Here is a 26788-nt window from a genome sequence, read left to right on the forward strand (position 1 = left end):
ACCGTGTTGTAGGCGATGTCGACGCCGCGCCCGTCCGTCAGCTCGCGCACCCGGGCCGCGATGTCGCCCTGGGTGGCATCGACGGYCTCGACCGGTGCGCTCGCGAAGCCCTCGAAGGGGCCCGGGCGCCGTTGCACCGCGATCACGCGCGCGCCGGCCTGGGCCGCCAGCTGCACCGCCGCCTGGCCGACCTTGCCGTTGGCGCCGAGCACCAGCACGGTCTGTCCGGGCTGCGGCATGCCGCTGCGGCGGAAGCCTTCGTAGGCCGTGACGAAGGGCACGCCGACCGCGCCCGATTCGTCCATCGAGATGCTGCGCGGCCGGTCGCGCAGGGCGGCCACCGGCAGCAGCAGGAAGCGCGCATGCGAGCCGTCGCGCGTGATGCCGATGTCGCCGCCGGAGCCGTAGACCTCGCGGCCGATCCAGTCGTTCGGGCCGTCGACCACCACGCCGGCGAAGTCGCGCCCGGGCGTGCGCGGCCACGCGGCCTGGGGCATCAGGCCCAGGGCGGCCTTGACGTCGCTCGGGTTGACCGCCGCGGCGCCGACCCGGACCACCGCGAAGCCGGGCTTGGCAACGGGTTCGGGCTGCGCCGCGGCTTCGAGCTGCAGTCCGGCAAGGTCCGCGGCCTTTTGGGCGAGTCTCAAGGCGCGGGCGCTCTCGTTGACAGTCACCGCGTTCATGCCCGGCCTCCTTCCAGTCCCAGCATCGCGCGCGCCTCGCGCGCCGAAGCCACCTCGCCGCCGAGGCTCTCGATGATGTCCCGGGCCTTCGCCACCAGCTGCGCATTGCTCTGTGCCAGCACGCCCTTCTCGAGGTAGATGTTGTCTTCCATGCCGACGCGCACGTGGCCGCCCAGCAGCCAGGCCTGGGCGACGATCGGGAACTCCATGCGGCCGATGCCGAAGGCGCTCCAGAAGGCGCCGCGCGGCAGCATGTTGCGGGCATAGAGCAGCGTCTCGGGCGTCGGCGCGAAGCCGTACTTCACGCCGAGGACGAAGGTCCACATCGCCGGCCCCTCGAGCGTGCCGTCGGCGATCAGGTCGAGCGCCAGGTTGACGTCGCCGGAGTCGAAGATCTCGAGCTCGGGCTTGACGCCCGCTTCGCGGATCACCCGGGCCATGCGGCGCACGTTCTTCGGCGTGTTGATGACCACGTCGGGCCCCGAGTTCATCGTGTTGAGGTCCAGCGAGCAGACGTCGGGCCGGATCAGCGCGATGTGCTCGACCCGCTTCTCGGGCGCCAGCAGCGTGCTTCCCGGCGCGGCGATCTTCGGGTCGTCCTCGCTCGGAACGAAGCGGCCGCCGGGGCCGGTGGTCAGGTTGATGACGAGCTCGCGGTTCCGGCGCCGGATGCGGTCGACGACGTCGCGGTAGAGCTCGACCTCCATCGACGGCTTGCCGGTCTCGGGGTCGCGCACATGGATGTGGACCTGGCCGGCGCCGGCCTCGGCCGCGGCCAGGCACTCGTCGGCGATCTGCGCCGGCGTGATCGGCAGGTGCGGCGTTTGCTCGGGCTTCACGAGGTTGCCCGTGACGGCACAGGTGATCAGTGTTTTGATGTTCATAGAGCCCCCACGCTTGCCACTGCGTGTGCTGCGCTGCCCCCCGAGGGGGCCTTCGCGCCTTTGGGCGGCCATGCGGCGCTCACAGGTGCCGCCCCCCATCGACCACGATGCGGGTGCCGGTCACGAAGCGCAGCGTGGTGGCCAGCGCTTCGACCGTGGCGGCGACGTCCTCGGGCAGGCCGATGCGGCCCAGCGGGGTGGTGGCGGCCATCTTGTCGGCGAACTCGGCGCCGCGACCGGGAACGAATCCCGATTCGACGGCGCCGGGCGACACCGAGACCACGCGCACCGCGGGTGCCAGGGCCTTGGCGAGCGCATCGCCGACGACGTCGAGGCCGGCCTTGGCGGCGACGTAGGCCAGGTTGCTGCCGACGCCGGTGAAGCCGGCGATCGACGAGACATTGACCACCAGTCCGTCGCCGCTGGCCTTGAGCATCGGCGCGAAGGCGCGGATGGTGGCGAACACGCCGCGGAAATTGGCGCGCAGCAGTTCGTCGATCAGCTCGTCGGTCAGCGCGTCGAGGTCGGCGGCGGGTACCGGCCGCGTGTGGCCGGCGCTGTTGACCAGGATGTCGCAGCGGCCGTAGGCGGCCTGCACGTCGGAGGCGGCCTGCTGCAGGCTGGGCGTGTCGACGATGTCGGCACGCAGGGCCGCATGGCGCTGGCCGGCGCCGCCGGGCAAGGCCGCGGCACGCGCGTCGGCGTCCTCGGCCTTGCGATGCAGCAGCACGCAGCTCGCGCCGAGCGCGGCGAGCCGGCGCGCAGTTGCGTAGCCGATGGCGCCGAGGCCACCGGTGATGACGGCGACCTTGCCGTCCAGTCGGGGTGTGGGATCAAAACTCATGGGCTTTCCAGGGGTGAGGACTTGTCGAGCGGTGTGTTCAGGGAATCGGTGCGCGCGGGAACTTCATCTCGCCGGGCTCCAGCACGAAGTCGTATTGCAGCGTCGCGCTCTGCCCGCCGTGCTGCGGCTCGAAGCGGCCGATGAGCCGGCGGGTCACGCCGAAGACCGGATCGCTTTCGAGGTTCTCGTCGTCGTCGGCGAAGACCTGCGTGACGAGCACCTTGTGGCCCGGCTTGCTGACCATGAAGTGCAGGTGCGCGGGACGATTGGGATGCCGCAGCTGGGCGCGCAGCAGGTCGCCGCAGGGGCCGTCGGTCGGCACCGGATAGCCGGCCGGACGCACGCTGCGGAAGTGGAAGCGGCCCTCGGCATCGGTCTGGAAGCGGCCGCGCAGGTTCATGTCCTCCTGCGCGGGGTCCTGGTTCTCGTAGAGGCCGACCGGCGAGGCCTGCCAGACGTCGATGGTCGCGTCCGCCACCGGCCGGCCCTTGTCGTCGCGCACCGTGCCGGCGACCTCGAGCGGAACGCCCGGCGTGTCGGAGCGCGCGATGGTCTCGCCGCAGTCGCAGGTCGGCGCATTCGCGCGCCAGAACGGACCCAGCAGCGCGGCCGGCGACTCGCCCTGCGGGTCCTGGTTGTTGAGCAGGGCGACCAGGGTCGACACGCCCAGCAGGTCGGCGGCCAGCACCACCTCGTTCTTCTTCTCGCCGCTGGCCTGGCCGATGGCGACCAGGAACTCGAGCGCGCGCTCGAATTCGTCCTCGGTCAGTTCGACCTCCCGCACGAAGGCGTGCAGGTGGCGAGTCAGGGCGGCCATCACGCTGCGAAGGCGCGGGTCGGGCGTGCGCTCCATCGCCTGGATGGCGATCTGCAGTACGGATTCGGGTGTGGTGACGAGGTTCATGATGGTCATCGGCCTTTATGCAATCGTTTGCAGATTATTCCTCGATTGCGCGGGAAAGTAAAATCAGGGTATCCACGCTCCCATCGTGGAAAATCCCAGATTCGGCAGATTTGAAGTATTCAATCGTTTGCACCAATGAATCCCCAACCCTCGTCCACCGTCACCATCCGCGATGTCGCGCAGGCCGCCGGCGTGCACGTGTCCACGGTTTCGCGCGCGCTCAATCCCGACAAGCGGAGCCTGATCAGCGCCGAGGTGCTCAAGGTGGTCGAGGAGGCGGCGCGCAAGCTCGGCTACCGGCCCAATCGCGCGGCCTCGGCGCTGCGCACCGGACGCACCCACACCATCGGCGTGCTGGTGCCCGACATCACCAACCCGGTTTTCCCGCCGATCCTCCAGGGCATCGAGGCCAGCGCGGCGGCGCGCGGCTACTTCGTCTTCGTCACCAACGTCGTCGACCCGGCGCTGGCGCGCCCGATCGTCGAGCGCATGCTGGCGCAGCGGGTCGACGGGCTGGTGCTCGCGATCGCCACGCGCGACGACCCGCTGGTCGACTACATCGCCAAGGCCGGCATGCAGGCGGTGCTGGTCAACCGCGCCGACGAATCCGGTCGATTGCCCGCCGTGGTCAGCGACGACCGGCTGGCGATGAAGCTCGCGGTCGACCACCTGGTGTCGCTTGGCCACCGCCGCATCGCGCACCTGGCCGGCCCGCAGAACGTGCCCACCGGCGTCGGCCGTCGCCAGGGGGTCGAGCAGGCGCTGCGCGACCGCGGACTCGAACTGGCCTGCGTGGAGGAGTGCGAGGGCTACAGCCGCGAGGCGGGCCGGGTCGCGATGGAGAAGCTGCTCGAAGGCCACGAGCGTCCGCAGGCCGTGGTCTGCTGCAACGACCTCGTGGCCCTCGGCGCCTACGACGTGCTGCGCGCGCGTGGCATCCGGGTGCCGCAGGACATCTCGATCACCGGCCACAACGACATGCCGCTGGTCGACATGGTCAACCCGCCGCTCACCACGATCCGCCTGCCGCACCGCGAGCTCGGTTGGCGCGCGGCCGAGATGCTGTTCGACGGCATCGAGGGCCGGGCGCTGTCGAGCTTCACCGTGGTGCTGCGGCCCGAGCTGGTGGTGCGCGAATCGACGCGGGATGTGGCCGGCGAGCACTGACACGCTCCGACGAACTCGCGGGTGGCGCCGGGCAGCGCCGATGGGACAAGCTTCAACCCGCCTTCAAATGTCCCATTGACAGAACAATGGAAGTGCCCAACCATCGCGGGCATGTCGCAGATGCCCTTGCCGAAATACCACCAGATCTATCTGGTGCTGCGCGAGCAACTCGAAGAAGGGCGCTTCGCCGATGGCGTGCCGGGCGAGCTGGCGCTGATGGCGCAGTTCGGCGTGGCGCGCGTCACCATCCGGCGCGCGCTCGGCCAGCTGTCTGCCGAAGGCCTGATCTCACGCAACCCCGGCCGGCGCACGCGCCCCGTTCCACCGGCACCGAGCGCCGAGCCACGCGCGGGTGACGGCATGGCGCGCGCCAACCTGCGCGGCCTGCTCGAGAACCTGGTGACCATGGGCCTGCACACCTCGGTCAAGGTGATCGAGGTGGCGACGATCTCCGCCTCGCCCCAGGTCGCCGAGGCGCTGCAGCTGAAGCTCGGCGATGCGGTGCAGAAGGCGGTGCGCGTGCGCTCGACCCGCGAAGGGCCGCTGTCGCACATCACGACCTACGTGCCGAATGACATCGCGCGCAAGTTCGGCCGCCGCGAACTCGCGAAGAAGCCGATCCTGGTGCTGCTCGAAGAGTCGGGCGTCAAGGTCGGCCGCGCGCACCAGACCCTCTCGGCGCGCCTGGCCGACAACGTGCTCGCGGAGCACCTCGAAGTCTCGGTCGGCTCGGCCCTGCTGGCCGTGCGCCGCCTCATCTACGACGAAGCCGAACGCCCGGTGCAGTGGCTGCACGGCTTCTACCGGCCCGACCGCTACACCTACGAGATGCAACTGTCGCGCGTCGGCAGCATCGACGCCAAGGTGTGGGTCAGCAAAGACGTGTCAGCCCAGTTCAACTGAAGAAAAGGAAAGCACCATGCCCCATCGCTTCGATCGCCCGGACCGCCGCCGCTTCATGTCGCAATCCGCCGCCGTGGCTTCGGCCATTGCCTTCCCGCTGGTGGCCGGTGCCCAGCCCAAGCCGATCAAGGTCGGCGTGCTGCATCCGGTGACCGGCGCACTGGCCTACTCGGGCCAGCAGTGCCGGCTCGGAGCGCTGATGGCGATCGAGGACATCAACAAGGCCGGCGGCATCCAGTCGCTGGGCGGCGCAAAGATCGAAGCGCTGCTCGGCGATGCGCAGTCGCAGCCGCAGGCCGGCGCCGCCGAAGTCGAGAAGATGAACGAGGCCGGCGTCTCGGCCATCGTCGGTGCCTACGCCTCGGCGATCTGCCTGGCCACCACGCAGGCCGCGGCCAAGTACAACCTGCCGCACGTGGTCGATGTCGGCGTGGCCGACCAGATCGTCGAGCGCGGCCTCAAGAACACCTTCCGCTTCGGTCCCGGCTACAAGAAGTCGACCGAGGTCGCGATGGCCAACCTGCTGGTGCTCAACAAGGCGGCGGGCAACCCGGCCAAGACCGTGATGATCATCCACGAGGATTCGCTGTTCGGCTCCGGCACCGCGGCGCTGCTGTCGCGCGAGCTGCCGGGCTACGGCTTCGAGGTCAAGGAGGTGGTGAAGCACGCCAATCCGACGCGCGACTTCAACAACATCGTGCTGCGCATGAAGTCGATCAACCCCGACATCGTGATCCCGGCCAACTACTACAACGAGTACGCGCTGCTGGTGCGCACCATGCAGCAGCAGAAGGTCAAGCCGAAGGCGATCTTCTCGGTGCTGGGCGGCGCGGCGTCGAGCTACAAGTTCGTCAAGGAGTTTCCGGAAGCGGCGAACGGCATCATCGACTGCAACCATTGGTTCAACCCCAAGGACAAGCGCTCGCAGGAGCTGCGCCGCCGGGTCGAGGCGCAGGGCCAGTTCTTCAGCTACGAGGTCTTCATGACCTACACCGCGATGTGGCTGCTGGCCGATGCGCTGGAGCGCGCCGGGTCGAGCGAGCGCGCCGCCATCATCGATGCGCTGGAGAAGAGCACTTACTCGAATCACATCATGCCGTACGGCCCGACGAAGTTCGTCAACGGCCAGAACGAAGGCGCCCAGCCACTGATGACGCAGGTCGTGAAGAACGACATCAAGGTGATCGTCCCGCGCGAGTTCCGCGAGGTCGAACCGCAGTTTCCTTTGAACGTCTGATCCGCCAGGCAAGACGCCCCGCCGCGCCCCGCGGTGCGGGTGGGTCTCACACCGACACCGCACCATGTTCGACCCCAGCATCCTTTTCTCGTCCGTCCTGAACGGCCTGACGACCGGCGCGGTCTATGCCCTGATCGCACTCGGCCTGACGCTGATCTACGGCGTGCTGCACATCATCAACTTCGCGCACGGCGCCTCGCTGATGCTGGCCTTGTATGCGGTGTACTTCCTCAAGGAGCGCTGGGGCATCGATCCCTACCTGGCGCTGCCGATCGTGATTCCGGCCATGTTCGCGCTCGGCTACGGGCTGCAGCGCATCGTGGTCAACCGCGCAGGCCACGGCAAGGACGAGAACATCCTGCTGGTCACGCTCGGCATCGCGATCGTGATGGAGAACCTGGCGCTGCTGTTCTTCAAGTCGGACACGCGCAACATCGACACCGCCTATTCGCTCAGCACGGTCGCGATCGGTCCCGCCATGATCGCAGTGCCCAAGCTGGTGGCCTTTGCCGGGGCGCTGGTGGTGTCGGCGCTGCTGTTCTGGGTCATGGGCCGCACCGACCTGGGCCGCGCGATCCGCGCCGTGGCAAGAGAGAAGGAGGGCGCCAAGCTCATGGGCATCGATGTCGACCATGTCTACGCGATGAGCTTCGGTATCGGCCTGGCCTGCCTCGGCGCGGCCGCCTGCTTCCTGCTGCCGGCCTACTACGTGAACCCGCAGGTGGGCGGCGGCTTCGTGCTGGTGGCCTTCACGATCGTGGTTCTGGGCGGCATGGGYAGCTTCGTCGGCGCGCTGATCGGCGGCTTCCTGGTCGGCGTCGTCGAGTCGCTCGGCGGCCTGTACCTCGGCGAGTCGCTGGGGCAGATCGGCATCTTCGCGATCTTCATCGGGGTCGTGCTGTTCCGACCGCAAGGCATGTTTGGAGCCAAAGCATGAACGGCGCTCGTCAACTGGGCGGCATCGCGCTGTTCGCATTGCTGGTGGCCTGCGTGCCGCTGGCCACCGCATCCGGCGCGACCCTCAACTTCGTGATGATGGCGCTCTACGCGACCTTGATCGCGCAGGCCTGGAACATCCTCGGCGGCTTCGGCGGCCAGTTCTCCTTCGGCCATGCGCTGTTCTTCGGCACCGGCGCCTACATCCAGGCCATCGCGCAGCTGCAGGGCGGCATCAATGCCTGGGTCGCGCTCGGGCTGGCGGTCGCCGGTGCCGCTTGCGTCGGCCTGTTCATCGGCGCGCTGACCTTCCGCTACGGGCTCAAGGGCTCCTACTTCGCGCTGGTCACGCTGGCTTTCGCCGAGGTCTTCCGCATCGTCGCGCTGTCGGTGCCCTTCACCGGCGGCGGCGTCGGCCTGATGCTGCCCCTGCGCGAGGCGCCATCGAACCTGCAGTTCGCCTCGCGCGCCGGCTACCTGTGGGTGGTGCTGGCCTTCGTCACGGCCGCGCTGCTGGTCAGCTGGTGGCTGCGCAACGGACGCTTCGGCGCCTGGCTGCAGGCGGTGCGCGACAACGAGGACGCGGCGCGCGCGGTGGGCGTGAACCCGTTCCGCGTCAAGCTCGGCGCCATCGGCATCTCGGCCGCCTTCATGGGCGCGGCCGGGGCCTTCTACGTGCAGGTGTTCCAGTACCTCGATCCGGGCATCGCCTACGGATCGGGGACCTCTGTCGAGGCGCTGGTCGCGGCCATCGTCGGCGGCGTCGGCACCCTGTGGGGGCCGGTGCTGGGCGCGGTGGTGCTGCATCTGCTGGCCGACCTGACGCGCAACCTGTTCGGCGAGCTGCCCGGCATCAACATGGTGATCTACGGCACGGTGCTGGTGCTGATCGTGATCTTCCTGCCGCGCGGCATCGCCGGCATGGGGCTCTCGGTGCGGCAGCTCTGGGCGCAGGCGTTGGGAGGTCCCCGTGGCTGAGCCGCTGCTCGTCCTCGATGGCATCTCGCGCTCCTTCGGCGGCCTGAAGGCGGTGCAGGGCGTGAGCCTCTCGGTGGCCGAAGGCAGCCTCACGGCGCTGATCGGCCCGAACGGCGCCGGCAAGACCACGCTGTTCGCGCTGATGTCGGGCTTTCTCAAGCCCGATACCGGCAGGGTTCGTTTCGCCGGCCAGGACATCACGGGCCGCGAGCCGCATCGCAACGCCTCGCTCGGCATGACGCGCACCTTCCAGATCGTCAAGCCCTTCGCGGCCCAGACCGTGCGCGAGAACATCGCGGTCGGCGCGCACCTGCACGAGCGCGGCCGGGGCGCGGCGCTGCGGCAGGCCGACGAGGTGGCGCAGCGCGTCGGCCTCGCGGCGCAGCTCGACAAGCCGGCCTCCGACCTCACGGTCGCCGGCCGCAAGCGGCTCGAGCTGGCCCGCGCGCTCGCCACGCAGCCGCGCCTGCTGCTGCTCGACGAAGTGCTCGCCGGCCTGAACCCGCAGGAAATCGCCGAGATGATGCCGGTGGTGCGCGGCATCGCCGACGGCGGCGTCACGGTGCTGATGATCGAGCACGTGATGCAGGCCGTGATGAACCTGGCCGAGCATGTCTGGGTGCTGGCGCAGGGCCGGCTGATCGCCGAGGGCAGCCCGGCCCAGGTGACGTCGAACGACAAGGTGGTCGAGGCCTACCTGGGCCACGGCACCGCGGCGCGGCTGCGCAAGGCGGCCGCTGCGAAGGGGGCGGACGCATGACCGCAGTGCGAAGCACGGAGGTATTCGAAATGACCGCGTTGCTGGAAATCCAGGGCCTGCGCGGCGGATACGGCCGCGTCGAGGTGCTGCGCGGCGTCGACCTGCAGGTGAATGCCGGCGAGATGGTCGCGCTGCTGGGCAGCAATGGCGCCGGCAAGTCGACCTTGAACAAGATGGTCTGCGGCCTCTGCCCGGCCTGGAGCGGCAGCGTGCGCTTCGATGGCAGGGACCTGAGCGGCGCGCACTACCGGGAGGTCGTCAAGGCCGGCCTGATCCAGGTGCCCGAAGGCCGCAAGGTGTTCCCGAACCTCAGCGTGCTCGAGAACCTCGAACTCGGCTCCTTCACGCGGGCCCGCGAGCGCCGGGCGACGAATCTGGAGAAGGTGTTCGACATCTTTCCGCGCCTGCGCGAGCGCATCCGCCAGAACGCCGGCACCATGAGCGGCGGCGAGCAGCAGATGCTGGCCATCGGCCGCGGCCTGATGGCCGAGCCCGTGCTGCTGATCCTCGACGAGCCTTCGCTGGGCCTGTCGCCGTTGCTGGTCGAGGAGATGTTCACGCTGATCCGGCAACTGCGCGATGGCGGCCTGGCGGTGCTGCTGGTCGAGCAGAACGTCGGCCAGTCGCTGGAGATCGCGGACCGCGCCTACGTGCTGGAGAACGGCAGCGTGCGCTTCTCGGGCGCGCCGGACGAACTGCTCGCGAGCGACGAACTGCGCCGCGCCTACCTCGGCCTGTGAGCCGCGGGACGCCGGCCGGGAACACCCACAGGAGACACCCATGAAACGCAGAGACATCCTGATCGCGTCGGCCGCGGCGCTGGCCGGCGCCGCCCGGGCCCAGGTCGGCAACGCGCCCGTGCGCGTCCTGGTCGGTGCGCCGGCCGGCGGTTCGACCGACACCATCGCCCGCACGCTCGCGGCCGGCATGGGCCCGGTGCTGGGCCGCACGGTGATCGTCGAGAACCGGCCCGGCGCCGGCGGCAACATCGCCGCCGATGCGGTCGCCAAGGCGGCGCCCGACGGCAACACGCTGCTGATGAGCTTCACCAGTCATGCGATCAACGCGACGCTCTACCCCACGCTGCCCTTCGACCCGGTGAAGGACTTCACGGCGCTGACCTGTGTCGCGACCTCGCCGTCGATCCTGGTCGCCCATCCGTCGGTGCCGGCCAGCAACGTGCGCGAGCTGATCGCGCTGGCCAAGGCGCAGCCGGGGCAGCTCAACTTCGCGATCGGCGCGCTGGGCTCGTCGCTGCACATGGCGGGCGAGGCCTTCAAGATGCAATCGGGCGTCTACATCGTCAACATCCCGTACCGCGGCACCGCACCGGCGGTGCAGGACGTGCTCGCGGGCCAGGTGCAGCTGATGTTCGCGGCGGTCGGCAACGTGCAGCAGCACATCTTGGCCGGCAAGCTCAAGGCGCTGGGCGTCACTTCGGCCAAGCGCCTGCCCGAGTTCCCGGACCTGCCGGCCATCGCCGAGACCTTGCCCGGCTACGAGTCGAGCGCCTGGTTCGGGCTGTTCGGGCCGGCGCACATGCCGGCCGAGCTCACGCGCCGCATCGCCGACGCGGCGCGGCAGGCCATCGGCGAGCCGGCGATGCGCAAGCGCTTCGACAGCGAGGGCGTGATTCCGGTCGGCAATACGCCGGAACAGTTCGGCCCCTTCGTCCAGAGCGAGATCAAGCGCTGGGCCCAGGTGGTCAAGTACTCGGGAGCCAAGCCGGAATGAACGCCTCGGCCTCCGCCCTCACCCCTGCGCAGCCGCAAACGCTGGCGCAGAAGCTCATCGCGCGCGCCTGCGGCCGGGAGACCGTCGCGGTGGGCGAGATCGTCACCTGCGCGGTCGACATGGCGATGTTCCACGACTCCTCGGGACCGCGCCGGTTGCAGCCGATGCTCGAAGAACTCGGGGCGCAGATCTGGGACCGCTCGCGCATCGTGCTGGTGATGGACCACTACGTGCCCGAGCGCGACGAGGACTCGCGCCGCATCGTGCGCATCGCGCGCGACTGGGCACGCGACCAGCAGCTGCCGCATGTGTACGACAGCCAGGGCATCTGCCACGTGGTGGTGCCGCAACATGGCCACATCCGCCCGGGCATGCTGTGCGTCGGCGGCGACTCGCATTCGCCCACCGGCGGCGCCTTCGGCGCCTACATGTTCGGCGTCGGCAGCACCGAGATGCTCGGGGTGGTGGTCACCGGCGAGATCTGGCTGCGCGTGCCCGAGACGATCCGGATGAGGTGGGACGGCGCGCTGCCCGCCGGCGTGACCGCCAAGGACATGATGCTGCACATGCTGTCGCGCTTCGGCATGAACGGCGGGCGTTACCAGGCGGTCGAGTTCTGCGGACCGGCGGTCGCGGCGCTGTCGATGCAGGAGCGCATGACGCTGTCGAACATGAGCGCCGAGCTGGGCGCGCAGGTCGGCCTGATCGCGCCGGACGCGACCACCTCCGCGTTCCTCGCCGAGGCCGGTGCGCCACCGGTGGATACCGCGCCCTGGTTCACCGATGCCGACGCGGCGTTCACGCGCCACCGCTTCGACGCTGCCACGCTGGAGCCCTACGTCGCGGCGCCGCACAGCCCGGCCAACGCCCATGGCGTGAGCCGCTATGCGGGCACGCCCATCGACGTCGCCTACATCGGCGCCTGCACCGGCGCCAAGCTCGACGACCTGCGCGCCGCGGCGCGCGTGCTGCGCGGCCACAAGGTCGCCGGCGGCGTGCGGCTCATGGTCGCGCCGGCCAGCCTGCGCGACCAGGAACAGGCGCGCGAGGAGGGCGTGCTGCAGGTGCTGCTCGACGCCGGTGCCGAACTCTTCCCGACCGCCTGCGGCGCCTGCTCCGGCTACGGAGATCCGATGGGAGACGATGTGACGGTCATCTCCACCACCGCGCGCAATTTCAAGGGCCGGATGGGCTCGCCGACGGCGCAGGTGTACCTGGGCTCGCCCTACACCGTCGCGGCGTCGGCGTTGCACGGCCGCATCACGGACCCGCGCGAGGTGCTGGCATGAGTGGCACGACGACCCATCGCGTCTGGCGCCTCGGCGCCGACGTCGACACCGGCGCACTGGCGCCGGGCCATGCGATGAAGCACGGCATCGACATCATCGCCCGGCATTGCCTCGAAGCCGTGCGCCCCGAGTTCGCCCGCGAGGTGCGCGCCGGCGACGTGATCGTGGCCGGGCCGAATTTCGGCATCGGGTCGTCGCGCGAGCAGGCGGCGGCCGTGCTGGTCCAGCTCGGCGTGGCTGCGGTGATCGCGCCCTCTTACAGCGGGCTCTATTTCCGCAATGCATTCAACGTGGGCCTGCTGCTGCTCACCTGCGCCGAGGCCGAGTCGCTGCCCGACGGCGCGCCGGTATCGCTGGACGTGGAACGCCCCGCGATCCTGGACGCTGCAGGCCGGGCGCTCGCGTGCGAGCCCGTGCCTTCGTTCCTGATGGACATGGTGCGCGCGGGCGGATTGCTGAAGCAACTGCGCCTGCGCCAAGCCGCAAAGAACGCCCATGCCGACTGACCACCCACCCGCCGCCGTGGACGCACGTCGCTGGGACGCGCATCTGGCGGTGCTTCACGCCACCGTGGCCCTGCACGCCAGCGGCACATCGTCGCCCGCGGCCTCGCAGCAGGCGCGACGCCTGCTGCTCGACACCATCGGCTGCGCGATCGCCGGCCGCCACGCCGACGAGGTGCAGCGCCTCGAATCCATGCTCGCGGAGATCGAGCCCGGCGACTTCCGCTTCCCCGGCGGCCCGGCGATCGGCCTGCACGGCGCTGCGCAGGTGCTGGCCATGGCCGCGACCTGGGACGAGGCCTGCGAGGGCCACGCGCTCGCGCACGGCCGGCCCGGTGTGGCGCTGATCGCGGCGCTGCTGCCGCTGGCCGTGCAACGCGGCGCGACGCTGGGCGGCTTGGTCGACGCCTTCGTGCTCGGCTACGAAGTGGGGGCCCGCGCGGGCGCGTGGCTGCGCATCCGTCCCGGCATGCACGTCGACGCCAACTGGCCCGCGCTCGGCGTTGCCGCCGGTGTCGCCCGCCTGCTCGGCCTGCCGCCGGCGGGCATCGTGCAGGCGATCGACATCGCGGCCTGCCAGCTCGCGACCAGCCTCTACCTGCCGGTCGCATCCGGCCGCACGGCGCGCAACACCTACCTCGCGCACAGCGCGATGCTCGGGCTCCAATCGGCCTTCGCGAGCGCGGCCGGCATCGATGCGCCTGCCGATGCGCTCGCGCACTACGCGAGCGAGCATGCGGCCGCCGCGCCGCAAGCGCTGCCCGCCGCGGACACCACGCTGCTGCTCGACGCCTACCTGAAGCCCTTCGCGGCCGTGCGCCATGTGCACTACGGCGCCGTCGCGGCGCGGCGCATCCGCGCGCTGCTGACCACCGGCACGCAGTCGGTCCGCGCCATCGTGCTCACGGTCTACGAAGAGGCCACGGTGTACTGTGGCAACCGCGCGCCGCGCACGCCGATCCAGGCGCAGTTCAGCCTGTCCTTCGGCGTCGCGGCGATGCTGCGCTTCGGCGACATCGACCCCTCGGTCTATGAGCCTGCGCGCTTCGACGACCCGGAGCTGCGCCGCCTCGAAGCGCTCGTCGAACTGCACGTCGACACCGACCTGACCGAGCGCCGCCAGCGCGGCGCGACGCTCGAAGTCACGCAGGAAGCCGACGGCGCCACCACCCGCCTGCGCCAGGCGGTCGACACCATCCCCGGCGACGCGTCCCAGCCGCTCGACCGCGCTGCGCTGTGCGCCAAGTTCGGGCACTACGCCGCGCGCAGCATCGCGGCCGATCGTGCGGCTGCGTTCTGCGACACCGTGCTCGACGTCCCCGACATCGCCCTGCGCCTCCTGTGGCAGCAGCTGACCGAATCCTCATCCACCGCACAGCCATGAAACTCCTGCGCCAACTCGCGACCGCCGTCCTCGTCTGCGTGCCGCTCCTCGCCGCCGCACAGGCCGACGACTTCCCCAGCAAGCCGATCCGCATCGTCGTGCCGTTCCCGCCCGGTGGCGCCACCGATGCCGCCGCGCGCCTGGTGGCCACCAAGATGAGCGAGAAATGGGGCCAGCCGGTCGTGGTCGACAACCGCGCGGGCGCGGGCGGCAACGTTGGCTCCGACCTGGTCGCCAAATCCGCGCCCGACGGCTACACGCTCGTGATGGGCGTCACCGGCTCGCACGCGATCAACACCTCGCTCTACAGCAAGATGCCCTACGACCCGGTCGCGGACTTCGTGCCGATCAGCCAGGTCGCCGTGGTGCCCAACGTGCTCGTGGTCCATCCGTCCGTGCCCGCCAGGAACCTGGCCGAGCTGGTGGYGCTCGCCAAGCGTGAACCCGGCAAGCTCAACTACGCGTCGCTCGGCAACGGCACCGCCGCGCACCTGGGCATGGAGATGCTCAAGTCGGCCGCCGGCATCGACATCGCGCACGTGCCCTACAAGGGCAGCGCACCCGCCGTATCCGACCTGCTGGGCGGCCAGGTGCAGATGATGGTCGACGGCCTGCCGTCCGCGCTGCCGCACGTGAAGGCCGGCCAGTTGCGCGCCATCGCGCTGACCAGCCTGCACCGTGCGCCCGCGCTGCCCGACCTGCCGACCATCGCCGAAACCTACCCGGGCTTCTACGCCGATGCCTGGTCCGGCCTGTTCGCGCCCAAGGGCACGCCGCAGCCGATCGTCGACAAGCTCTCCAACGAAGTGCAGCGCATCCTGCGACTGCCCGAGGTGCGAGACAAGCTCGCCGCGCTCGGCGCCGAGCCGGTCGGCTCGACGCAGGCCGAATTCGCCGCGCACCTGAAGCGCGAGATCGACAAGTGGGCCAAGGTGGTGAAGAGCAGCGGCGCGAGGGTGGATTGACCATGAACGAATCACACACGATGGACCCGGTCACGTTGGCCGTGCTGCGCGGCCGCCTCGAGCAGGTGGCCGACGAGATGGACGCGACGCTGTACCGCAGCGCGTTCAATCCGATCATTGCCGAGGCCCACGATGCCTGCCACGGCCTCTACGACGCGACGAGCGGCGACACGCTGGTGCAGGGCAAGTCGGGCCTGCCGGTGTTCGTCGGCGCGATGGCCTTCGCGGTGCGCGCCACCGCGGCCGCCGCGGCGCCGCGCGGCGGTATGCTGGACGGCGACATCTGGATCAGCAACGACCCCTACGACGGCGGCACCCACGCCAACGACTTCAAGCTGGTGCGGCCCTTCTTCCGCGACGGCAAGCTCTATTGCTACATGGCTTCGGCCGCGCACTGGCACGACGTCGGCGGCGCGGTGCCCGGCAACTACAACCCGGCCGCCACCGAGTGCTGGCAGGAGGCGGTGCAGATCCCGCCGGTGCGCATCGTGCGCGACGGCGTGCTCGACGCCGACGTGCTGGCGATCCTGCGCGCCAACACACGGCTGCCCGAAAGCCTCTGGGGCGACCTCAACGGCCAGCTCGCCGCGCTCGAACTCGGCGCGAAGCGGTTGCACGGCCTGCTCGACGAATACGGCGACACGCTGGTGCTGCAGGCGATGGGCGAACTGCGCAGCCGCGCGCTGCGCCTGATGCGCTCGCATATCGCCTCGCTGCCAGACGGCCGCTACAGCTTCGAGGACGTGCTCGACAACGACGGCATCGTCAACGCGCCGCTGACCATCGCGCTCGACATGACGGTGGCGGGCGACCGCCTGCTGCTCGACTTCTCGCGCACCTCGCCGCAATGCGCGGGGCCGGTGAACATCTCGCGCGCCACCGCGATCGCGGCCTGCTACGTGGCGCTCAAGCATGTCTTCCCCGACGTGCCGGCCAATGCCGGCGTGCTCGACGCGGTCGACTTCCTGATCCCCGACAAGCTCGTGATCAGCGCCGAGCGCCCGAGGCCGGTCGGCGGCTACACCGAGACCATCCTGCGTATGATCGACGTGATCTTCAGCGCCACCGCGCAGGCCGATCCGAACCGTGCCGTGGCGCAGGCCTACGGCACCATCAACGCGCTGTCGATCGCGGGCCACCGCAGCGACGGACCCCGCAAGGGCCAGCGCTGGGTGATGTTCAGCTTCTTCGGCGGCGGCCACGGCGGCCATTCGGGCGGCGACGGGCTCTCGCATGCCAACGCGCCGATCTCGACCGCGACCATCCCGCCGCTCGAGATCCTCGAGGCCGCCTATCCGGTGCGCTTCACCGAATGGTCGTTGCGCCCGAACTCGGGCGGCGACGGCCAGTTCCGCGGCGGCCTCGGCGCCATCTACGAGATCGAGCTGCTCGAGAAGGATGCCGAGGTCTATGTCTTCGGCGAGCGCGGCAGCTCGCCGCCCAAGGGCATCGCGGGCGGCGGCCCGGGCGCCGTCAACGTCTTCAGCTACGAGAACGACGGTGCCTGGCACACGCCGCCGATGGTGTCGAAGATGCACGGCATCCGGCTCGCACGCGGCGAACGCGTGCGGCTCGAGACGCCAGGCGGCGGCGGCTGGGGCGCGCCTGACAAGCGCAGCAGCGAGAAGCGTGCACAGGATCGGGCCATGGGCTATGTGGACAACGGCGAAGCAACCGACAAGAAGGCCGCGCAATGACAGCAGAGAACACAAGCAAGGCGGCGGGCCGCCTGGTCGTCGGCGTGGACGTCGGCGGCACCTTCACCGACCTCTTCGTGCTCGACGAGAGCGAGGGAACGGCGCGCATCGTCAAGGTGCCTTCAACGCGCGGCGAAGAAGCGCGCGGCTTCATGAACGGCGTGGCGCGCGTGGCCGATTCCGCAGCGGCCATCGCGACCATCGTGCACGGCACCACGGTCGGCACCAACGCGCTGCTCGAGCGCAAGGTGGCGCGCACCGGCATCATCACGACGCGCGGCTTTCGCGATGTGCTCGAGATGCGCCGGCGCGACCGGCCCGAGACCTGGGGGCTGCGCGGCAGCTTCGTGCCGGTGGTGCCGCGCGACCTGCGGCGCGAGGTCGACGAGCGCGTGCTGGCCGACGGCGCGCTGCACACGCCGGTCGATCTCGAGCAGGTGCGGGCTGAGGCGCGGGCGCTGCTCGAGGCCGGCTGCGAGGCGGTCTGCGTGTTCTTCATCAACACCTATGCCAACCCGGAGAACGAGCGGCTTGCCGTTGAGGCCGTGCGCGCGCTCTGGCCGAATGTCCATGTCACTTCCGCTGCCGAGGTGCTGCCCGAGATCCGCGAGTTCGAGCGCTGCTCGACCGCCACGCTCAACGCGGCGCTGCAGCCGGTGGTCGGCAGCTACCTCGAACGCCTGGAATCGGACCTGCGCGGCCAGGGCTTCGACGGCGAACTGCTGGTGGTGCAGAGCAACGGCGGCGTGATGTCGCGCCAGACCGCGAGCGACCTGCCGGTGCGCACCGCGCTGTCGGGCCCGGCGGCCGGCGTGATCGCCTGCGCCGCCATCGCGCGCGCGGCAGGCTTCCCGAACGCAATCACCGGCGACATGGGCGGCACCTCCTTCGATGTCTCGCTGGTCGCCAACGGCGAGGCGGCGCTGGCGGCGCAGACCGCGATCGAGTTCGGCATGGTGATCCGCTCGCCGATGATCCAGATCGAGACCATCGGCGCCGGCGGCGGCTCGATCGCCTCGGTCGACGCCAGCGGCATGCTGCAGGTCGGCCCCGAATCGGCCGGCAGCATTCCCGGCCCGGCCTGCTATGGCCGCGGCAACATGCGCCCGACCGTGACCGACGCCAACGTGCTGCTCGGCCGCATCGCCGCCGACCGGCCGCTCGGCGGCGGCCTGCTGGCGGCGCTCGATGCCGAGAAGTCCTTCCAGGCCATCGAAGCGCATGTCGCGAAGCCGCTGGGCCTGGACGTGTACCAGGCGGCGGAGGCGATCCTCACGGTGGCCAACGCGCGCATGGCCGGCGCGATCCGGCTGGTGTCGATCGAGCGCGGCCACGACCCGCGGCGCTTCGCCTACATGCCCTTCGGCGGCGGCGGTGCGCTGCATGTGTGCGCGATGATGCGCGAGGTCGGCGTCGCCATCGGCATCGTGCCGCGCTACCCCGGCGTGACCTCGGCGCTGGGCTGCGTGATCGCCGACATGCGGCACGACGCGGTCCAGACCCTCAACCGGCCGCTCGACGAACTCGATGTCGCGCAGCTGCGGCAGCGCATCGCCGAACTCGCCGAGGCCTGCCAGCAGCGGCTCGATTCGTCGGGCGTGCGCTTCGAGGAGGTGCGCGAGGTGATCGCGCTCGACATGCTCTATGCGGGCCAGACCCACACGCTGCCGGTGGTGCTGCCGGCAGCCACGGCGCAGGCCCTGACGCGTGAGGCCATCCGCACCGCCTTCGAAGCCAGCTACAGCGCCGCCTTCGGCCGCGTGCTCGACGGCATCGGCATCCGCGTGATGAACCTGCGCTATGCCCGCATCGGCGTGCGGCCCAAGTTCGATCTGGCTGTGCTGGCACTCGAAGGCGAGGGCAGCGTCGCGCCGCTGGGCACGCAGCGCGTGTTTCACGACGGGCAATGGCGCGAGGCGCTGCGTTATGCGCGGCTCGACCTGCCGGTCGGCTCGCGCGTCGACGGTCCGGCGATCCTCGAGCAGGCCGACACCACCGTGTGGCTCGAGCCCGGCTTCCATGCCGAAGTCGATGCGCATGGCAACCTGCTGGTGAGGCTGTGAGCGCAGCGCCGGGCCGCCCCAAGCAAGCTCGCGCCCCCTCGGGGGGGCAGCGAGGACACGAAGTGCCGAGAGTGGGGGCCGACATGAGCGGCACGGCGCCAATCCGCGGATCGACGACGGCGCTGGTCGTGATCGACCTGCAGAACGACTTCCTCGATCCGAAGGGCGCCTACGCTCGCGGCGGCGACAGCAACCCGCCCGCGCTGCTGCTGCCGGATCGCGTGGCGACCGTCGCGAGAATCGTCAAGGCCGCGGGCGGGCTGGTCGCCGCGAGCCAGTTCACGCTGTGGCCCGATGCGTCCGGCGAGCCGATGGTCTCGCCGCACCTGAAGGCGCTGCGCCCTTACCTCAGGAAGGGCGACTTCGCGCCCGGCAGCTGGGGCCAGGCGAACGTCGAGGCGCTGGCCGGCCTGGTCGACGTCGCGGTCAGCAAGGTCGCCTACTCGGCGTTCTTCAACACCCAGCTCGACTGGGTGCTGCGCCGCGCCGGCATCGACACCGTGGCCGTGTGCGGCATCGTCACCAATGGCGGCGTGGCGAGCACGGTGCGCGACGCCCACATGCGCGACTACCGCACGCTGGTGCTGGCCGACGGCTGCGCGGCTTTCGGCGAGGAGCGGCACCAGACCTCGCTGGCCGACATGCGCAACGTGGCCGAGGTGGTGGACTGTGCGGCCTTCGTGGAGTTGCTGGCATGACGGTTCAGGCCGAAGGCCCGGTGCGCCGCATTCGCCGTGCCGCGCACATCGAGGCCGAGATGCACGTGGCGGTGGTGATCGTCGGCGCCGGCGCCTGCGGCCTCACGGCGGCGCTGATGCTGCACGACGCGGGCATCGAATGCGTGCTGCTCGAGCGCGATGCCGTGCCGAGCGGATCGACCGCGCTGTCCTCCGGCTTCATCCCCGCGGCCGGCACACGCGCGCAGCGCGAGCAAGGAATCCAGGGCGACAGTCCCGCGCGCTTCGCGGCCGACATCCAGGCCAAGGCCCGGGGTCGCGCGGCACCCGCATTGGTGCGGGCGTATGCCGAGGCCGTCGGCCCGGCGCTGGATGCGCTGCAAGCGAGGCACGGCCTCGACTGGATCGTGCTCGACGGATTCCTCTATCCGGGCCACAGCGTTCATCGGATGCACGCCTTGCCGCAAAGAACCGGTGCGGCCTTGATGGCCGGACTGCAGGCCGCCGTGGAAGCCGCAGGCATCCCGGTGCTGACCCAGGCGCTGGTCGACACGCTGTGGCTCGACGACACCGGCCGCGCGCTCGGCATCGGCTACCGCCGTCCCGATGGCCGCGAGGAAACACTGGCCTGCGATGCGCTGCTGCTGGCCTGCAATGGCTTCGGCGGCAATGCGGCGATGGTGCGCACGCTGCTGCCGGAAATGGCCGCTGCAGCCTTTGGTGGACATACAGGTAACGACGGCAGCGCGATCCTCTGGGGCGAGGCGATCGGCGCGCGCCTGCGCGATCTCGGCGGCTATCAAGGACACGGCTCCTGGGTCACGCCGCAGGGCGCGCTGATGTCCTGGGCCGTGATGATGGAAGGCGGCGTGCAGATCAACCGCGAGGGCCGGCGCTTCCATGACGAGACGCAGGGCTACTCCGAGGCCGCGGTGCATGTGCTGGAGCAGCCGGGCGCGATCGCGTGGAATGTGTTCGATGCGCCGCTGCTTGAACTGGCGCGCGGCTTTCCCGATTTCTGCGAAGCGGAGGCCGCGGGCGCGCTCAGGCGCTGCGACACCGTGGCCGATCTCGCGGCCTGTATCGGCTGCGATGCGGCAACTCTGCAGTCGACCCTCGACGGGCTGCAAGCCGGCGCGCCGCAGTCCGATGGCCGCGTCTCCAAGCGCGCACTGGCCGCGCCGTATTTCGCGGTCAAGGTCACGGGCGCGCTGTTCCACACGCAAGGCGGCCTCGACATCGCCGCCGATGCGCGCGTGCTTCGGCAGGACGGCTCGCCGCTGCCCAACCTGCTGGCGGCCGGCGGCGCCGCGGGTGGCGTGTCGGGCGACGAGGTCTGGGGTTATCTCTCGGGCAACGGGCTGCTGAGCGCAGTCGCCGGCGGCTACATCGCGGCGCGCACCGCCGCTGCGCTGGTCAATGAAAGGAAGCCATCCCATGGCCGATGAATCATTCAGGTCGCGCCTCGCGCGAAACGACATCGTGCTGGCCCCGGGCGTCTACGACGCACTCAGCGCCCTGGTGGCCGAGCAGGCCGGCTTCGAGGCGCTCTACCTGTCGGGCGCCTCGATCGCCTACACCCGGCTCGCGCGCTCCGACGTCGGGCTCACCACCTTCACCGAGGTCGAGGACACGCTGGCGCGCATCACCGAGCGCGTCGGCCTGCCGGTGATCGTCGATGCCGACACCGGCTTCGGCAATGCGCTCAACACGCAGCGCACGGTGCGCGGCTTCGAGCGCGGGGGCGCGGCGATGATCCAGATCGAGGACCAGGGCTTTCCCAAGCGCTGCGGCCACCTCGACGGCAAGACCGTGGTGCCCGCGCGCGAGATGGCCGGCAAGCTCAATGCGGCGCTCGATGCACGGGCCTCGGCCGATACGCTGATCCTCGCGCGCACCGATGCGGTCGCGGTCGAAGGGCTGGCTGCCGCACTCGACCGCGCGGAGGCCTACCTGGAGACCGGCGTCGATGCGCTGTTCATCGAGGCGCTGCGCTCGCCCGAGCAAATGGATGCGGCGTGCAAGCGCTTTGGCCGCCGCGTGCCGTTGCTCGCGAACATGGTCGAGGGCGGCAAGACGCCGGTGCAGGACGCGGATGCGCTGCAGGCGCACGGCTTCCGCATCGCGATCTTCCCGGGCGGCACGGCGCGCGCGGTGGTGCACACGCTGCAGGGCTACTACGCGAGCCTGCATGCCCACCGCACGACGCTGCCCTGGCGCGACCGGATGCTGGACTTCGACGGGCTCAACGAGGTGATCGGTACGCCGGAGCTGATGGCGGCGGGGCAGCGCTACGAGTGAGCGAGCGCCCGCGCGGCGACCCTCTTGGGCCTACACTGGGCGCCACTTTTTCAGCCAGTGCGCCTGCCATGAGATCCACCCGCCGTTCGTTCCTGTTGTTTCCCGCCGCACTCGGCGTGGCCGCCGCCTGGCCCTTCGCCGCCGACGCCGACAGCCGCGACACCCAGCCGATCCGCCTCGTCGTGCCCTTCGGCGCCGGCGGTGTCGCCGACCTTACGGCACGCGTGGTCGGCAAGGCCATGGCCAGCCAGCTGAACCAGCCCGTGATCGTCGACAACCGCCCCGGTGCCGGCGGCGTGGTGGCCGGCACGACGGTGGCCAGTGCGGCGCCGGACGGCCTCACGCTGCTGCTGATGAGCAACGGCACGGCGGTCAGCGAGGGCCTTTTTCAGCGCCTGCCTTTCGATACCCGCAAGGACTTCGCGCCGATCTCGCTGCTGGGCTATTTCGACCTCGCGATCTTGGTGCCCGAGGGCTCGGCGCTGCGCAGCCTGGCGGACCTGGTGGCGGCCGCCAAGGCGCGTCCCGGTGCGCTGAACATCGGCACGGTCAACGTCGGCAGCACCCAGAACCTGGCGGCGGAACTGTTCAAGAGCCGGGCCGGCATCGACGCCCAGGTGGTGCCTTTCAACGGCACGCCGGCCGTGGTGACGGCGCTTCGCAGCGGCCAGGTCGACGCCGGCGTCGAGATCCTGTCGCCGGTGATGCCGCAGATCTCAGGCAAGGCGCTGCGTGCGCTCGCCGTGATGGGCGAGGGCCGCAACCCGGCCCTGCCGGCCGTGCCCACCGTGGCCGAGGGGGCTGGACTCAAGGGCTTCGACGTGCGCTCGTGGAACGCCCTGGCCGCGCCCTCGAAGACGCCGCGCGAGCGGATCGACCGGCTCAACCGCGCGGTTCGCGCCGCGCTGGCATCGGCCGAGGTCCAGCAGCAGTTGGCGACGCTGAACGTGCAGCCGCGCGCCGGCAGTCCCGAGGAGCTGGCCGCGCTGCTCGACAGCGAGATCCGGCGCTGGAGCGGCGTGATCGCCGCCGCCGGCATTCCGCGCCAGTAGATCGTTCAGACGGGGACGGACATGCAACTCGAACACATCGGCCTGATCGGCTATGGCGAGGTGGGCAAGACCTTCGCGCTCGGCCTCAAGGACAAGCCCGGCGTCCGGACGGTCGGCGCCTGGGACCTGAAGTTCATCGACCCGGCGCGCCAGGCGAGCGAGCAGGCGCACGCGGCGCAGGCCGGGGTGGCGGCGCACCCGTCCATGGGCGCGCTGTGCCAGGCCAGCACCCTGGTGATCTCCGCTGTCACCGCCTCGAACACGCTGGGGGTGGCGCAGGAGGCGGCGCCGCAGCTGCGCCCGGGCACCGTCTTTCTCGACCTCAACTCGGCCTCGCCCGGCACCAAGCAGCAGTGCGCGGCGCTGGTCGAAGCCGTCGGCGCGCACTACGTCGAAGCCGGTGTGATGACCTCGGTGCCACCTTACGGCATCCGCGTGCCGATGCTGCTGGGCGGCGAGCGCGCGGCCGCGCTGGCCGAGGCGCTGTCCGCCTGGGGCCTGGACACCCAGGCCGTGAGCGAGCGCCTGGGCGTGGCCAGCGCGATCAAGATGAGCCGCAGCGTGATGATCAAGGGCCTCGAGGCGCTGGTGATCGAAAGCTACGCCACCGCGCGCGCCTACGGGGTCGAGGACCATGTGCTGCCGACCCTGCAGGAGACCTTTCCGAGCATCGACTGGAGCCGGCAGGGCGCCTACTTCTTCAGCCGCGTGGTGCAGCACGGCCAGCGCCGGGCCGAGGAAATGCGCGAGGCGGCCAACACCGTGCGCGAGGCCGGCTTCGCGCCGCTCATGGCCTCGGCGATCGCCGACAAGCAGCAGTGGGTGGCCGACCAGGCCAAGGCCGGCGTGTTCGACGGGCTCGACAAGCAGGCGACGTGGCAGGACTACGCCGACCGGCTGCTGGCCGCGCGCAAGGACTGAGCCCCCACGCTCGTCACTTCGTGTACTCGCTGCCCCCCGAGGGGGCGCAGTCCGCCTTGGGGCGGCCCGGCGGCGGACTGAGGCCTTTCAGCCCTGTAGCAGCGTCTCGGCGGTCTTGCGGATCAGGTCCAGCGTCGCCTGCTGCGTCAGCGTGGCCCGCCGCAGCGCGCTGACCGCGGTGAAGACCGGGATCCGCAGCGGCGGCGACTCGATCTCGCGCAGGGTGTAGGCCGAGGGGTTGATCGAGCGGATCACCGCGTTGCGCGACAGGATCGCGAAGCCGGCGCCGTCGGCGACCAGGTCGAGCATCGCCGAGACGCCGTCGATCTCGAGCGCCACCCGCGGCGTGCAGCCGATGCCGGCCATCTCCGATTCCACGTACATCCGGATCGCGTTCGGCCGGCTCGGAATCACCAGCGGCAGCCGGGCCACCTCGGCCAGCGTCAGCGGCGCCGGCGGCGGGTCTTCCTGCAGGCCCGGCGGGCGGCGGCCGACCAGCAGCAGGGACTGGTCCAGCAGCCGCTGCACATCGAGCCCGGGCATCGGCCGGGCGTCGTAGAGCACGGCGATGTCCAGGCCGCCGTGCAGCAGCTGGTCCTGCATGGCGGTCGAGAGGTTCTCGCTGATCGACAGCTGGGCCTGCGGCATCTGCTCGCGGAAGGCGCGGGTCAGCGGCACCGTCAGCACCCGCGCGATGCTGGGCGGCAGGCCGACCGCCACGCGGCCGGCCAGCGAGCCGCGCACCCGGTCGAGCTCCTCGCGGGCGCGCTCCACCTGGTGCAGGATTCCGCGCCCATGGGCCAGCAGCACCTGGCCGGCCTCGGTCGGCGTGGCACCGCGGCCGTTGCGCACCAGCAGGTTCTGCCGCAGTTCCACCTCGAGCAGGCGCACCTGCCGGCTCAGCGCGGGCTGCGCCACCTTCAGCGCCACGGCGGCGCGGGTGAAGCTGCCCAACTCGGCGACGCGAACGAAATACGCCAGCTGTTTCAGGTCCAAGGGGCTTCTCCAGGCTCAGCCGCTGATGATATGCCGTTTTGTTCTAGCTGCTAGTGGCCTATGGCGAATCTGGCAGGGTCATACCGCCGCAAAATTCGCTCCATCGAGCCGGCCGCACCGGCATTGGAGACAAGGCGAAAAGCATGCAGAAGACCGCGATCAAGGGGATTTCGTCGATGGCCACCCGCCAGGTGCTGGCCGATCTGGTAGCTGCTTTCGAGCAGCGCTCGGGGGGCTCGGTCGCGATCGAATCGGTCGGCGGCGTCGATGCCGCCAAGCGTGTGCAGGCCGGCGAGGCCTTCGACGTGGTGGTGCTGGCCTCCGACGCCATCGACAAGCTGATTGCCGCCGGCCGCATCGAGGCCGGCAGCAAGACCGACCTGGTGCGCTCGGGTGTCGCGGTGGCCGTCAAGGCGGGTGCGCCGCATCCCGACATCGGCTCCGAGGAAGCGCTGCGCAATGCGGTACTGGCCGCGCGCAGCCTCAGCTATTCCACCGGCCCGAGCGGCGTCGCCCTGGCGGCCCTGTTCGAGCGCTGGGGCATCGCCGACGAGATCAAGCCGCGCATCGTGCAAGCCCCGCCCGGCGTGCCGGTCGGCACGCTGGTGGCCCGCGGGGAGGTCGAGCTCGGCTTCCAGCAGTTGGCCGAACTGATCCATGTCCAGGGCATCGACCTGCTGGGGCCGCTGCCGTCGGAGATCCAGATCGTCACCACTTTTTCCGCCGGCGTCGGCACCGGTTCGGCCGAGGCCGAGGCCGTGCGCCGGATGCTGGCCTTCATGTCCTCGCCCCAAGCGGAAGCCGCCAAGCGCGCCCAGGGCATGGACCCCGCCTGAGACCAACTGATTAAAAGGAGCACACGACATGATCATCGACGTCCACGGTCACTACACGACCGCCCCCGCCGCGCTCGGCGCCTGGCGCGACCTGCAGATCGCCGGCCTCAAGGACCCCTCCAAGGCGCCCAAGGCCAGCGAGCTGAAGATCAGCGACGACGACATCCGCGAGACCATCGAGAACAACCAGCTCAAGCTGATGAAGGAGCGCGGCTCCGACCTGACCATCTTCAGCCCGCGCGCCAGCTTCATGGCCCACCACATCGGCGACTTCAACACCTCGTCGACCTGGGCCGCGATCTGCAACGAGCTTTGCTATCGCGTCAGCCAGTTGTTCCCCGACCACTTCATTCCGGCCGCGATGCTGCCGCAGTCGCCGGGCGTCGACCCCAAGACCTGCATCCCCGAGCTCGAGCGCTGCGTCAAGGAATACGGCAACGTCGGCATCAACCTGAACCCCGACCCGAGCGGCGGCCACTGGACCAGCCCGCCGCTGAGCGACCGCCAGTGGTATCCGATCTACGAGAAGATGGTCGAGTACGACATCCCCGCGATGATCCACGTCAGCACCAGCTGCAACCCGGCCTTCCACACCACCGGCTCGCACTACCTCAACGCCGACACCACGGCTTTCATGCAGTGCCTGACCTCGGACCTGTTCAAGGACTTCCCGACCCTGCGCTTCCTGATCCCGCACGGCGGCGGCGCGGTGCCGTATCACTGGGGCCGGTTCCGAGGTCTCGCGCAAGAGCTCAAGAAGCCGCTGCTCGACGAGCACCTGCTCAACAACATCTACTTCGACACCTGCGTCTACCACCAGCCGGGCATCGACTTGCTGAACACGGTGATCCCGGTCAAGAACGTGCTGTTCGCCTCGGAAATGATCGGCGCGGTACGCGGCATCGACCCGACCACCGGTCACTACTACGACGACACCAAGCGCTACATCGCGTCGAGCAAGATCCTGAGCGACGCCGACCGCCACCAGATCTACGAAGGCAATGCGCGCCGCGTGTTCCCGCGGCTCGACGCCGCACTCAAGGCCAAAAACCTCTGACCCCCTCAAGGAGATAT

The 26788-nt window shown here is 70.3% G+C and carries 26 protein-coding genes; 21 read left to right on the forward strand and 5 right to left on the reverse strand.

From position 1 onward, the window contains the following. The 4 genes from AC1D2E_RS18445 to AC1D2E_RS18460 form a co-directional block, all read right to left on the reverse strand. Nucleotides 1-683 (reverse strand): zinc-binding dehydrogenase (locus AC1D2E_RS18445; RefSeq protein WP_478198729.1); only part of this gene is annotated, 683 nt, incomplete at its 3' end. Beyond that, complete coding sequence (locus AC1D2E_RS18450) at nt 680-1567, reverse strand: beta-keto acid cleavage family enzyme (RefSeq protein ID WP_478198730.1); 888 nt, start codon at nt 1565-1567, stop codon at nt 680-682. The genes AC1D2E_RS18450 and AC1D2E_RS18445, both read right to left, overlap by 4 nt. Before the next feature lie 79 nt (nt 1568-1646). Next, complete coding sequence (locus AC1D2E_RS18455) at nt 1647-2411, reverse strand: SDR family NAD(P)-dependent oxidoreductase (protein WP_478198731.1); 765 nt, start codon at nt 2409-2411, stop codon at nt 1647-1649. 37 nt (nt 2412-2448) lie between these two features. Next, nucleotides 2449-3315: a dioxygenase family protein gene (locus AC1D2E_RS18460; RefSeq protein WP_478198732.1), complete on the reverse strand. Its 867-nt coding sequence runs from the start codon at nt 3313-3315 to the stop codon at nt 2449-2451. A 135-nt stretch (nt 3316-3450) separates the two neighbouring features. Here AC1D2E_RS18460 and AC1D2E_RS18465 point away from each other — a divergent pair, with 135 nt between their 5' ends. The 19 genes from AC1D2E_RS18465 (at nt 3451) to AC1D2E_RS18555 (ending at nt 23882) form a co-directional block, all read left to right on the forward strand. After that, nucleotides 3451-4482, forward strand: a complete 1032-nt coding sequence (locus AC1D2E_RS18465) for a LacI family DNA-binding transcriptional regulator (RefSeq protein ID WP_478198733.1) — start codon at nt 3451-3453, stop codon at nt 4480-4482. Between the two features lie 120 nt (nt 4483-4602). Further along, nucleotides 4603-5385 carry a GntR family transcriptional regulator gene (locus AC1D2E_RS18470; RefSeq protein WP_478198772.1) on the forward strand — a complete coding sequence of 261 codons (783 nt, stop codon included), beginning with the start codon at nt 4603-4605 and terminating at the stop codon, nt 5383-5385. Nucleotides 5386-5401: 16 nt separating this feature from the next. Further along, nucleotides 5402-6622: an ABC transporter substrate-binding protein gene (locus AC1D2E_RS18475; protein WP_478198734.1), complete on the forward strand. Its 1221-nt coding sequence runs from the start codon at nt 5402-5404 to the stop codon at nt 6620-6622. 64 nt (nt 6623-6686) lie between these two features. Beyond that, nucleotides 6687-7559 (forward strand): branched-chain amino acid ABC transporter permease, encoded by an 873-nt coding sequence (locus tag AC1D2E_RS18480; RefSeq protein ID WP_478198735.1) that lies wholly within the window; start codon nt 6687-6689, stop codon nt 7557-7559. Further along, entirely contained in the window at nt 7556-8536 is a 981-nt protein-coding gene (locus AC1D2E_RS18485) for a branched-chain amino acid ABC transporter permease (RefSeq protein ID WP_478198736.1), read from the forward strand. The genes AC1D2E_RS18480 and AC1D2E_RS18485 overlap by 4 nt, the downstream gene beginning before the upstream one ends. Continuing rightward, nucleotides 8529-9296: an ABC transporter ATP-binding protein gene (locus AC1D2E_RS18490; protein ID WP_478171055.1), complete on the forward strand. Its 768-nt coding sequence runs from the start codon at nt 8529-8531 to the stop codon at nt 9294-9296. The genes AC1D2E_RS18485 and AC1D2E_RS18490 overlap by 8 nt, the downstream gene beginning before the upstream one ends. A gap of 29 nt (nt 9297-9325) precedes the next feature. Further along, nucleotides 9326-10036 carry an ABC transporter ATP-binding protein gene (locus AC1D2E_RS18495; protein ID WP_478198737.1) on the forward strand — a complete coding sequence of 237 codons (711 nt, stop codon included), beginning with the start codon at nt 9326-9328 and terminating at the stop codon, nt 10034-10036. A 40-nt stretch (nt 10037-10076) separates the two neighbouring features. Beyond that, nucleotides 10077-11030: a tripartite tricarboxylate transporter substrate binding protein gene (locus tag AC1D2E_RS18500; protein WP_478198738.1), complete on the forward strand. Its 954-nt coding sequence runs from the start codon at nt 10077-10079 to the stop codon at nt 11028-11030. Beyond that, the gene (locus AC1D2E_RS18505) at nt 11027-12319 is read left to right on the forward strand and encodes a 3-isopropylmalate dehydratase large subunit (RefSeq protein WP_478198739.1); all 1293 of its coding nucleotides are present in this window, start codon (nt 11027-11029) and stop codon (nt 12317-12319) included. The genes AC1D2E_RS18500 and AC1D2E_RS18505 overlap by 4 nt, the downstream gene beginning before the upstream one ends. Beyond that, the gene (locus AC1D2E_RS18510) at nt 12316-12825 is read left to right on the forward strand and encodes a LeuD/DmdB family oxidoreductase small subunit (RefSeq protein WP_478198740.1); all 510 of its coding nucleotides are present in this window, start codon (nt 12316-12318) and stop codon (nt 12823-12825) included. Before AC1D2E_RS18505 ends, AC1D2E_RS18510 begins: the two co-directional genes overlap by 4 nt. Before the next feature lie 16 nt (nt 12826-12841). Beyond that, nucleotides 12842-14206 carry an MmgE/PrpD family protein gene (locus tag AC1D2E_RS18515; RefSeq protein WP_478198741.1) on the forward strand — a complete coding sequence of 455 codons (1365 nt, stop codon included), beginning with the start codon at nt 12842-12844 and terminating at the stop codon, nt 14204-14206. Next, nucleotides 14203-15171, forward strand: a complete 969-nt coding sequence (locus tag AC1D2E_RS18520) for a Bug family tripartite tricarboxylate transporter substrate binding protein (protein ID WP_478198742.1) — start codon at nt 14203-14205, stop codon at nt 15169-15171. Before AC1D2E_RS18515 ends, AC1D2E_RS18520 begins: the two co-directional genes overlap by 4 nt. 2 nt (nt 15172-15173) lie before the next feature. After that, the gene (locus tag AC1D2E_RS18525; protein WP_478198743.1) at nt 15174-16868 is read left to right on the forward strand and encodes a hydantoinase B/oxoprolinase family protein; all 1695 of its coding nucleotides are present in this window, start codon (nt 15174-15176) and stop codon (nt 16866-16868) included. Beyond that, nucleotides 16865-18931: a hydantoinase/oxoprolinase family protein gene (locus tag AC1D2E_RS18530; protein ID WP_478198744.1), complete on the forward strand. Its 2067-nt coding sequence runs from the start codon at nt 16865-16867 to the stop codon at nt 18929-18931. The genes AC1D2E_RS18525 and AC1D2E_RS18530 overlap by 4 nt, the downstream gene beginning before the upstream one ends. 83 nt (nt 18932-19014) lie before the next feature. Continuing rightward, entirely contained in the window at nt 19015-19629 is a 615-nt protein-coding gene (locus AC1D2E_RS18535; RefSeq protein WP_478198745.1) for a cysteine hydrolase family protein, read from the forward strand. Further along, entirely contained in the window at nt 19626-21056 is a 1431-nt protein-coding gene (locus tag AC1D2E_RS18540; RefSeq protein ID WP_478198746.1) for an FAD-dependent oxidoreductase, read from the forward strand. Before AC1D2E_RS18535 ends, AC1D2E_RS18540 begins: the two co-directional genes overlap by 4 nt. Beyond that, a complete protein-coding gene (locus tag AC1D2E_RS18545; protein WP_478198747.1) occupies nt 21046-21909 on the forward strand; it encodes an isocitrate lyase/PEP mutase family protein in 864 nt (287 codons plus the stop codon). Before AC1D2E_RS18540 ends, AC1D2E_RS18545 begins: the two co-directional genes overlap by 11 nt. 68 nt (nt 21910-21977) lie before the next feature. Next, on the forward strand, nt 21978-22961 hold the full coding sequence (locus AC1D2E_RS18550) for a Bug family tripartite tricarboxylate transporter substrate binding protein (protein ID WP_478198748.1): 984 nt from the start codon (nt 21978-21980) through the stop codon (nt 22959-22961). 21 nt (nt 22962-22982) lie between these two features. Next, entirely contained in the window at nt 22983-23882 is a 900-nt protein-coding gene (locus AC1D2E_RS18555; protein WP_478198749.1) for a DUF1932 domain-containing protein, read from the forward strand. Between the two features lie 87 nt (nt 23883-23969). Here the strand turns inward: AC1D2E_RS18555 and AC1D2E_RS18560 are convergent, their stop codons facing one another. Beyond that, on the reverse strand, nt 23970-24878 hold the full coding sequence (locus tag AC1D2E_RS18560) for a LysR substrate-binding domain-containing protein (protein WP_478198750.1): 909 nt from the start codon (nt 24876-24878) through the stop codon (nt 23970-23972). A 143-nt stretch (nt 24879-25021) separates the two neighbouring features. On the opposite strand from AC1D2E_RS18560, the gene AC1D2E_RS18565 reads away from it, so the two are divergent. Together AC1D2E_RS18565 and AC1D2E_RS18570 are read left to right on the forward strand one after the other, a co-directional pair. Continuing rightward, nucleotides 25022-25714: a substrate-binding domain-containing protein gene (locus AC1D2E_RS18565; RefSeq protein ID WP_478198751.1), complete on the forward strand. Its 693-nt coding sequence runs from the start codon at nt 25022-25024 to the stop codon at nt 25712-25714. A gap of 28 nt (nt 25715-25742) precedes the next feature. Then, on the forward strand, nt 25743-26771 hold the full coding sequence (locus AC1D2E_RS18570; RefSeq protein ID WP_478198752.1) for an amidohydrolase family protein: 1029 nt from the start codon (nt 25743-25745) through the stop codon (nt 26769-26771). The last annotated feature ends 17 nt before the right edge of the window (nt 26772-26788 follow it).

It is taken from the genome of Variovorax sp. P1_H2, assembly GCF_056405295.1.

Excerpts from the sequence above, each read along its gene's own strand:
- AC1D2E_RS18470 (WP_478198772.1), top strand. The coding sequence starts at position 4,603 with ATGCCCTTGCCGAAATACCACCAGATCTATCTGGTGCTGCGCGAGCAA.
- AC1D2E_RS18570 (WP_478198752.1), top strand. The coding sequence starts at position 25,743 with ATGATCATCGACGTCCACGGTCACTACACGACCGCCCCCGCCGCGCTC.
- AC1D2E_RS18565 (WP_478198751.1), top strand. The coding sequence starts at position 25,022 with ATGCAGAAGACCGCGATCAAGGGGATTTCGTCGATGGCCACCCGCCAG.
- AC1D2E_RS18540 (WP_478198746.1), top strand. The coding sequence starts at position 19,626 with ATGACGGTTCAGGCCGAAGGCCCGGTGCGCCGCATTCGCCGTGCCGCG.
- AC1D2E_RS18545 (WP_478198747.1), top strand. The coding sequence starts at position 21,046 with ATGGCCGATGAATCATTCAGGTCGCGCCTCGCGCGAAACGACATCGTG.
- AC1D2E_RS18505 (WP_478198739.1), top strand. The coding sequence starts at position 11,027 with ATGAACGCCTCGGCCTCCGCCCTCACCCCTGCGCAGCCGCAAACGCTG.
- AC1D2E_RS18475 (WP_478198734.1), top strand. The coding sequence starts at position 5,402 with ATGCCCCATCGCTTCGATCGCCCGGACCGCCGCCGCTTCATGTCGCAA.
- AC1D2E_RS18525 (WP_478198743.1), top strand. The coding sequence starts at position 15,174 with ATGAACGAATCACACACGATGGACCCGGTCACGTTGGCCGTGCTGCGC.
- AC1D2E_RS18510 (WP_478198740.1), top strand. The coding sequence starts at position 12,316 with ATGAGTGGCACGACGACCCATCGCGTCTGGCGCCTCGGCGCCGACGTC.
- AC1D2E_RS18450 (WP_478198730.1), bottom strand. The coding sequence starts at position 1,567 with ATGAACATCAAAACACTGATCACCTGTGCCGTCACGGGCAACCTCGTG.
- AC1D2E_RS18535 (WP_478198745.1), top strand. The coding sequence starts at position 19,015 with ATGAGCGGCACGGCGCCAATCCGCGGATCGACGACGGCGCTGGTCGTG.
- AC1D2E_RS18530 (WP_478198744.1), top strand. The coding sequence starts at position 16,865 with ATGACAGCAGAGAACACAAGCAAGGCGGCGGGCCGCCTGGTCGTCGGC.
- AC1D2E_RS18555 (WP_478198749.1), top strand. The coding sequence starts at position 22,983 with ATGCAACTCGAACACATCGGCCTGATCGGCTATGGCGAGGTGGGCAAG.
- AC1D2E_RS18550 (WP_478198748.1), top strand. The coding sequence starts at position 21,978 with ATGAGATCCACCCGCCGTTCGTTCCTGTTGTTTCCCGCCGCACTCGGC.
- AC1D2E_RS18455 (WP_478198731.1), bottom strand. The coding sequence starts at position 2,411 with ATGAGTTTTGATCCCACACCCCGACTGGACGGCAAGGTCGCCGTCATC.
- AC1D2E_RS18495 (WP_478198737.1), top strand. The coding sequence starts at position 9,326 with ATGACCGCGTTGCTGGAAATCCAGGGCCTGCGCGGCGGATACGGCCGC.
- AC1D2E_RS18465 (WP_478198733.1), top strand. The coding sequence starts at position 3,451 with ATGAATCCCCAACCCTCGTCCACCGTCACCATCCGCGATGTCGCGCAG.
- AC1D2E_RS18460 (WP_478198732.1), bottom strand. The coding sequence starts at position 3,315 with ATGAACCTCGTCACCACACCCGAATCCGTACTGCAGATCGCCATCCAG.
- AC1D2E_RS18485 (WP_478198736.1), top strand. The coding sequence starts at position 7,556 with ATGAACGGCGCTCGTCAACTGGGCGGCATCGCGCTGTTCGCATTGCTG.
- AC1D2E_RS18500 (WP_478198738.1), top strand. The coding sequence starts at position 10,077 with ATGAAACGCAGAGACATCCTGATCGCGTCGGCCGCGGCGCTGGCCGGC.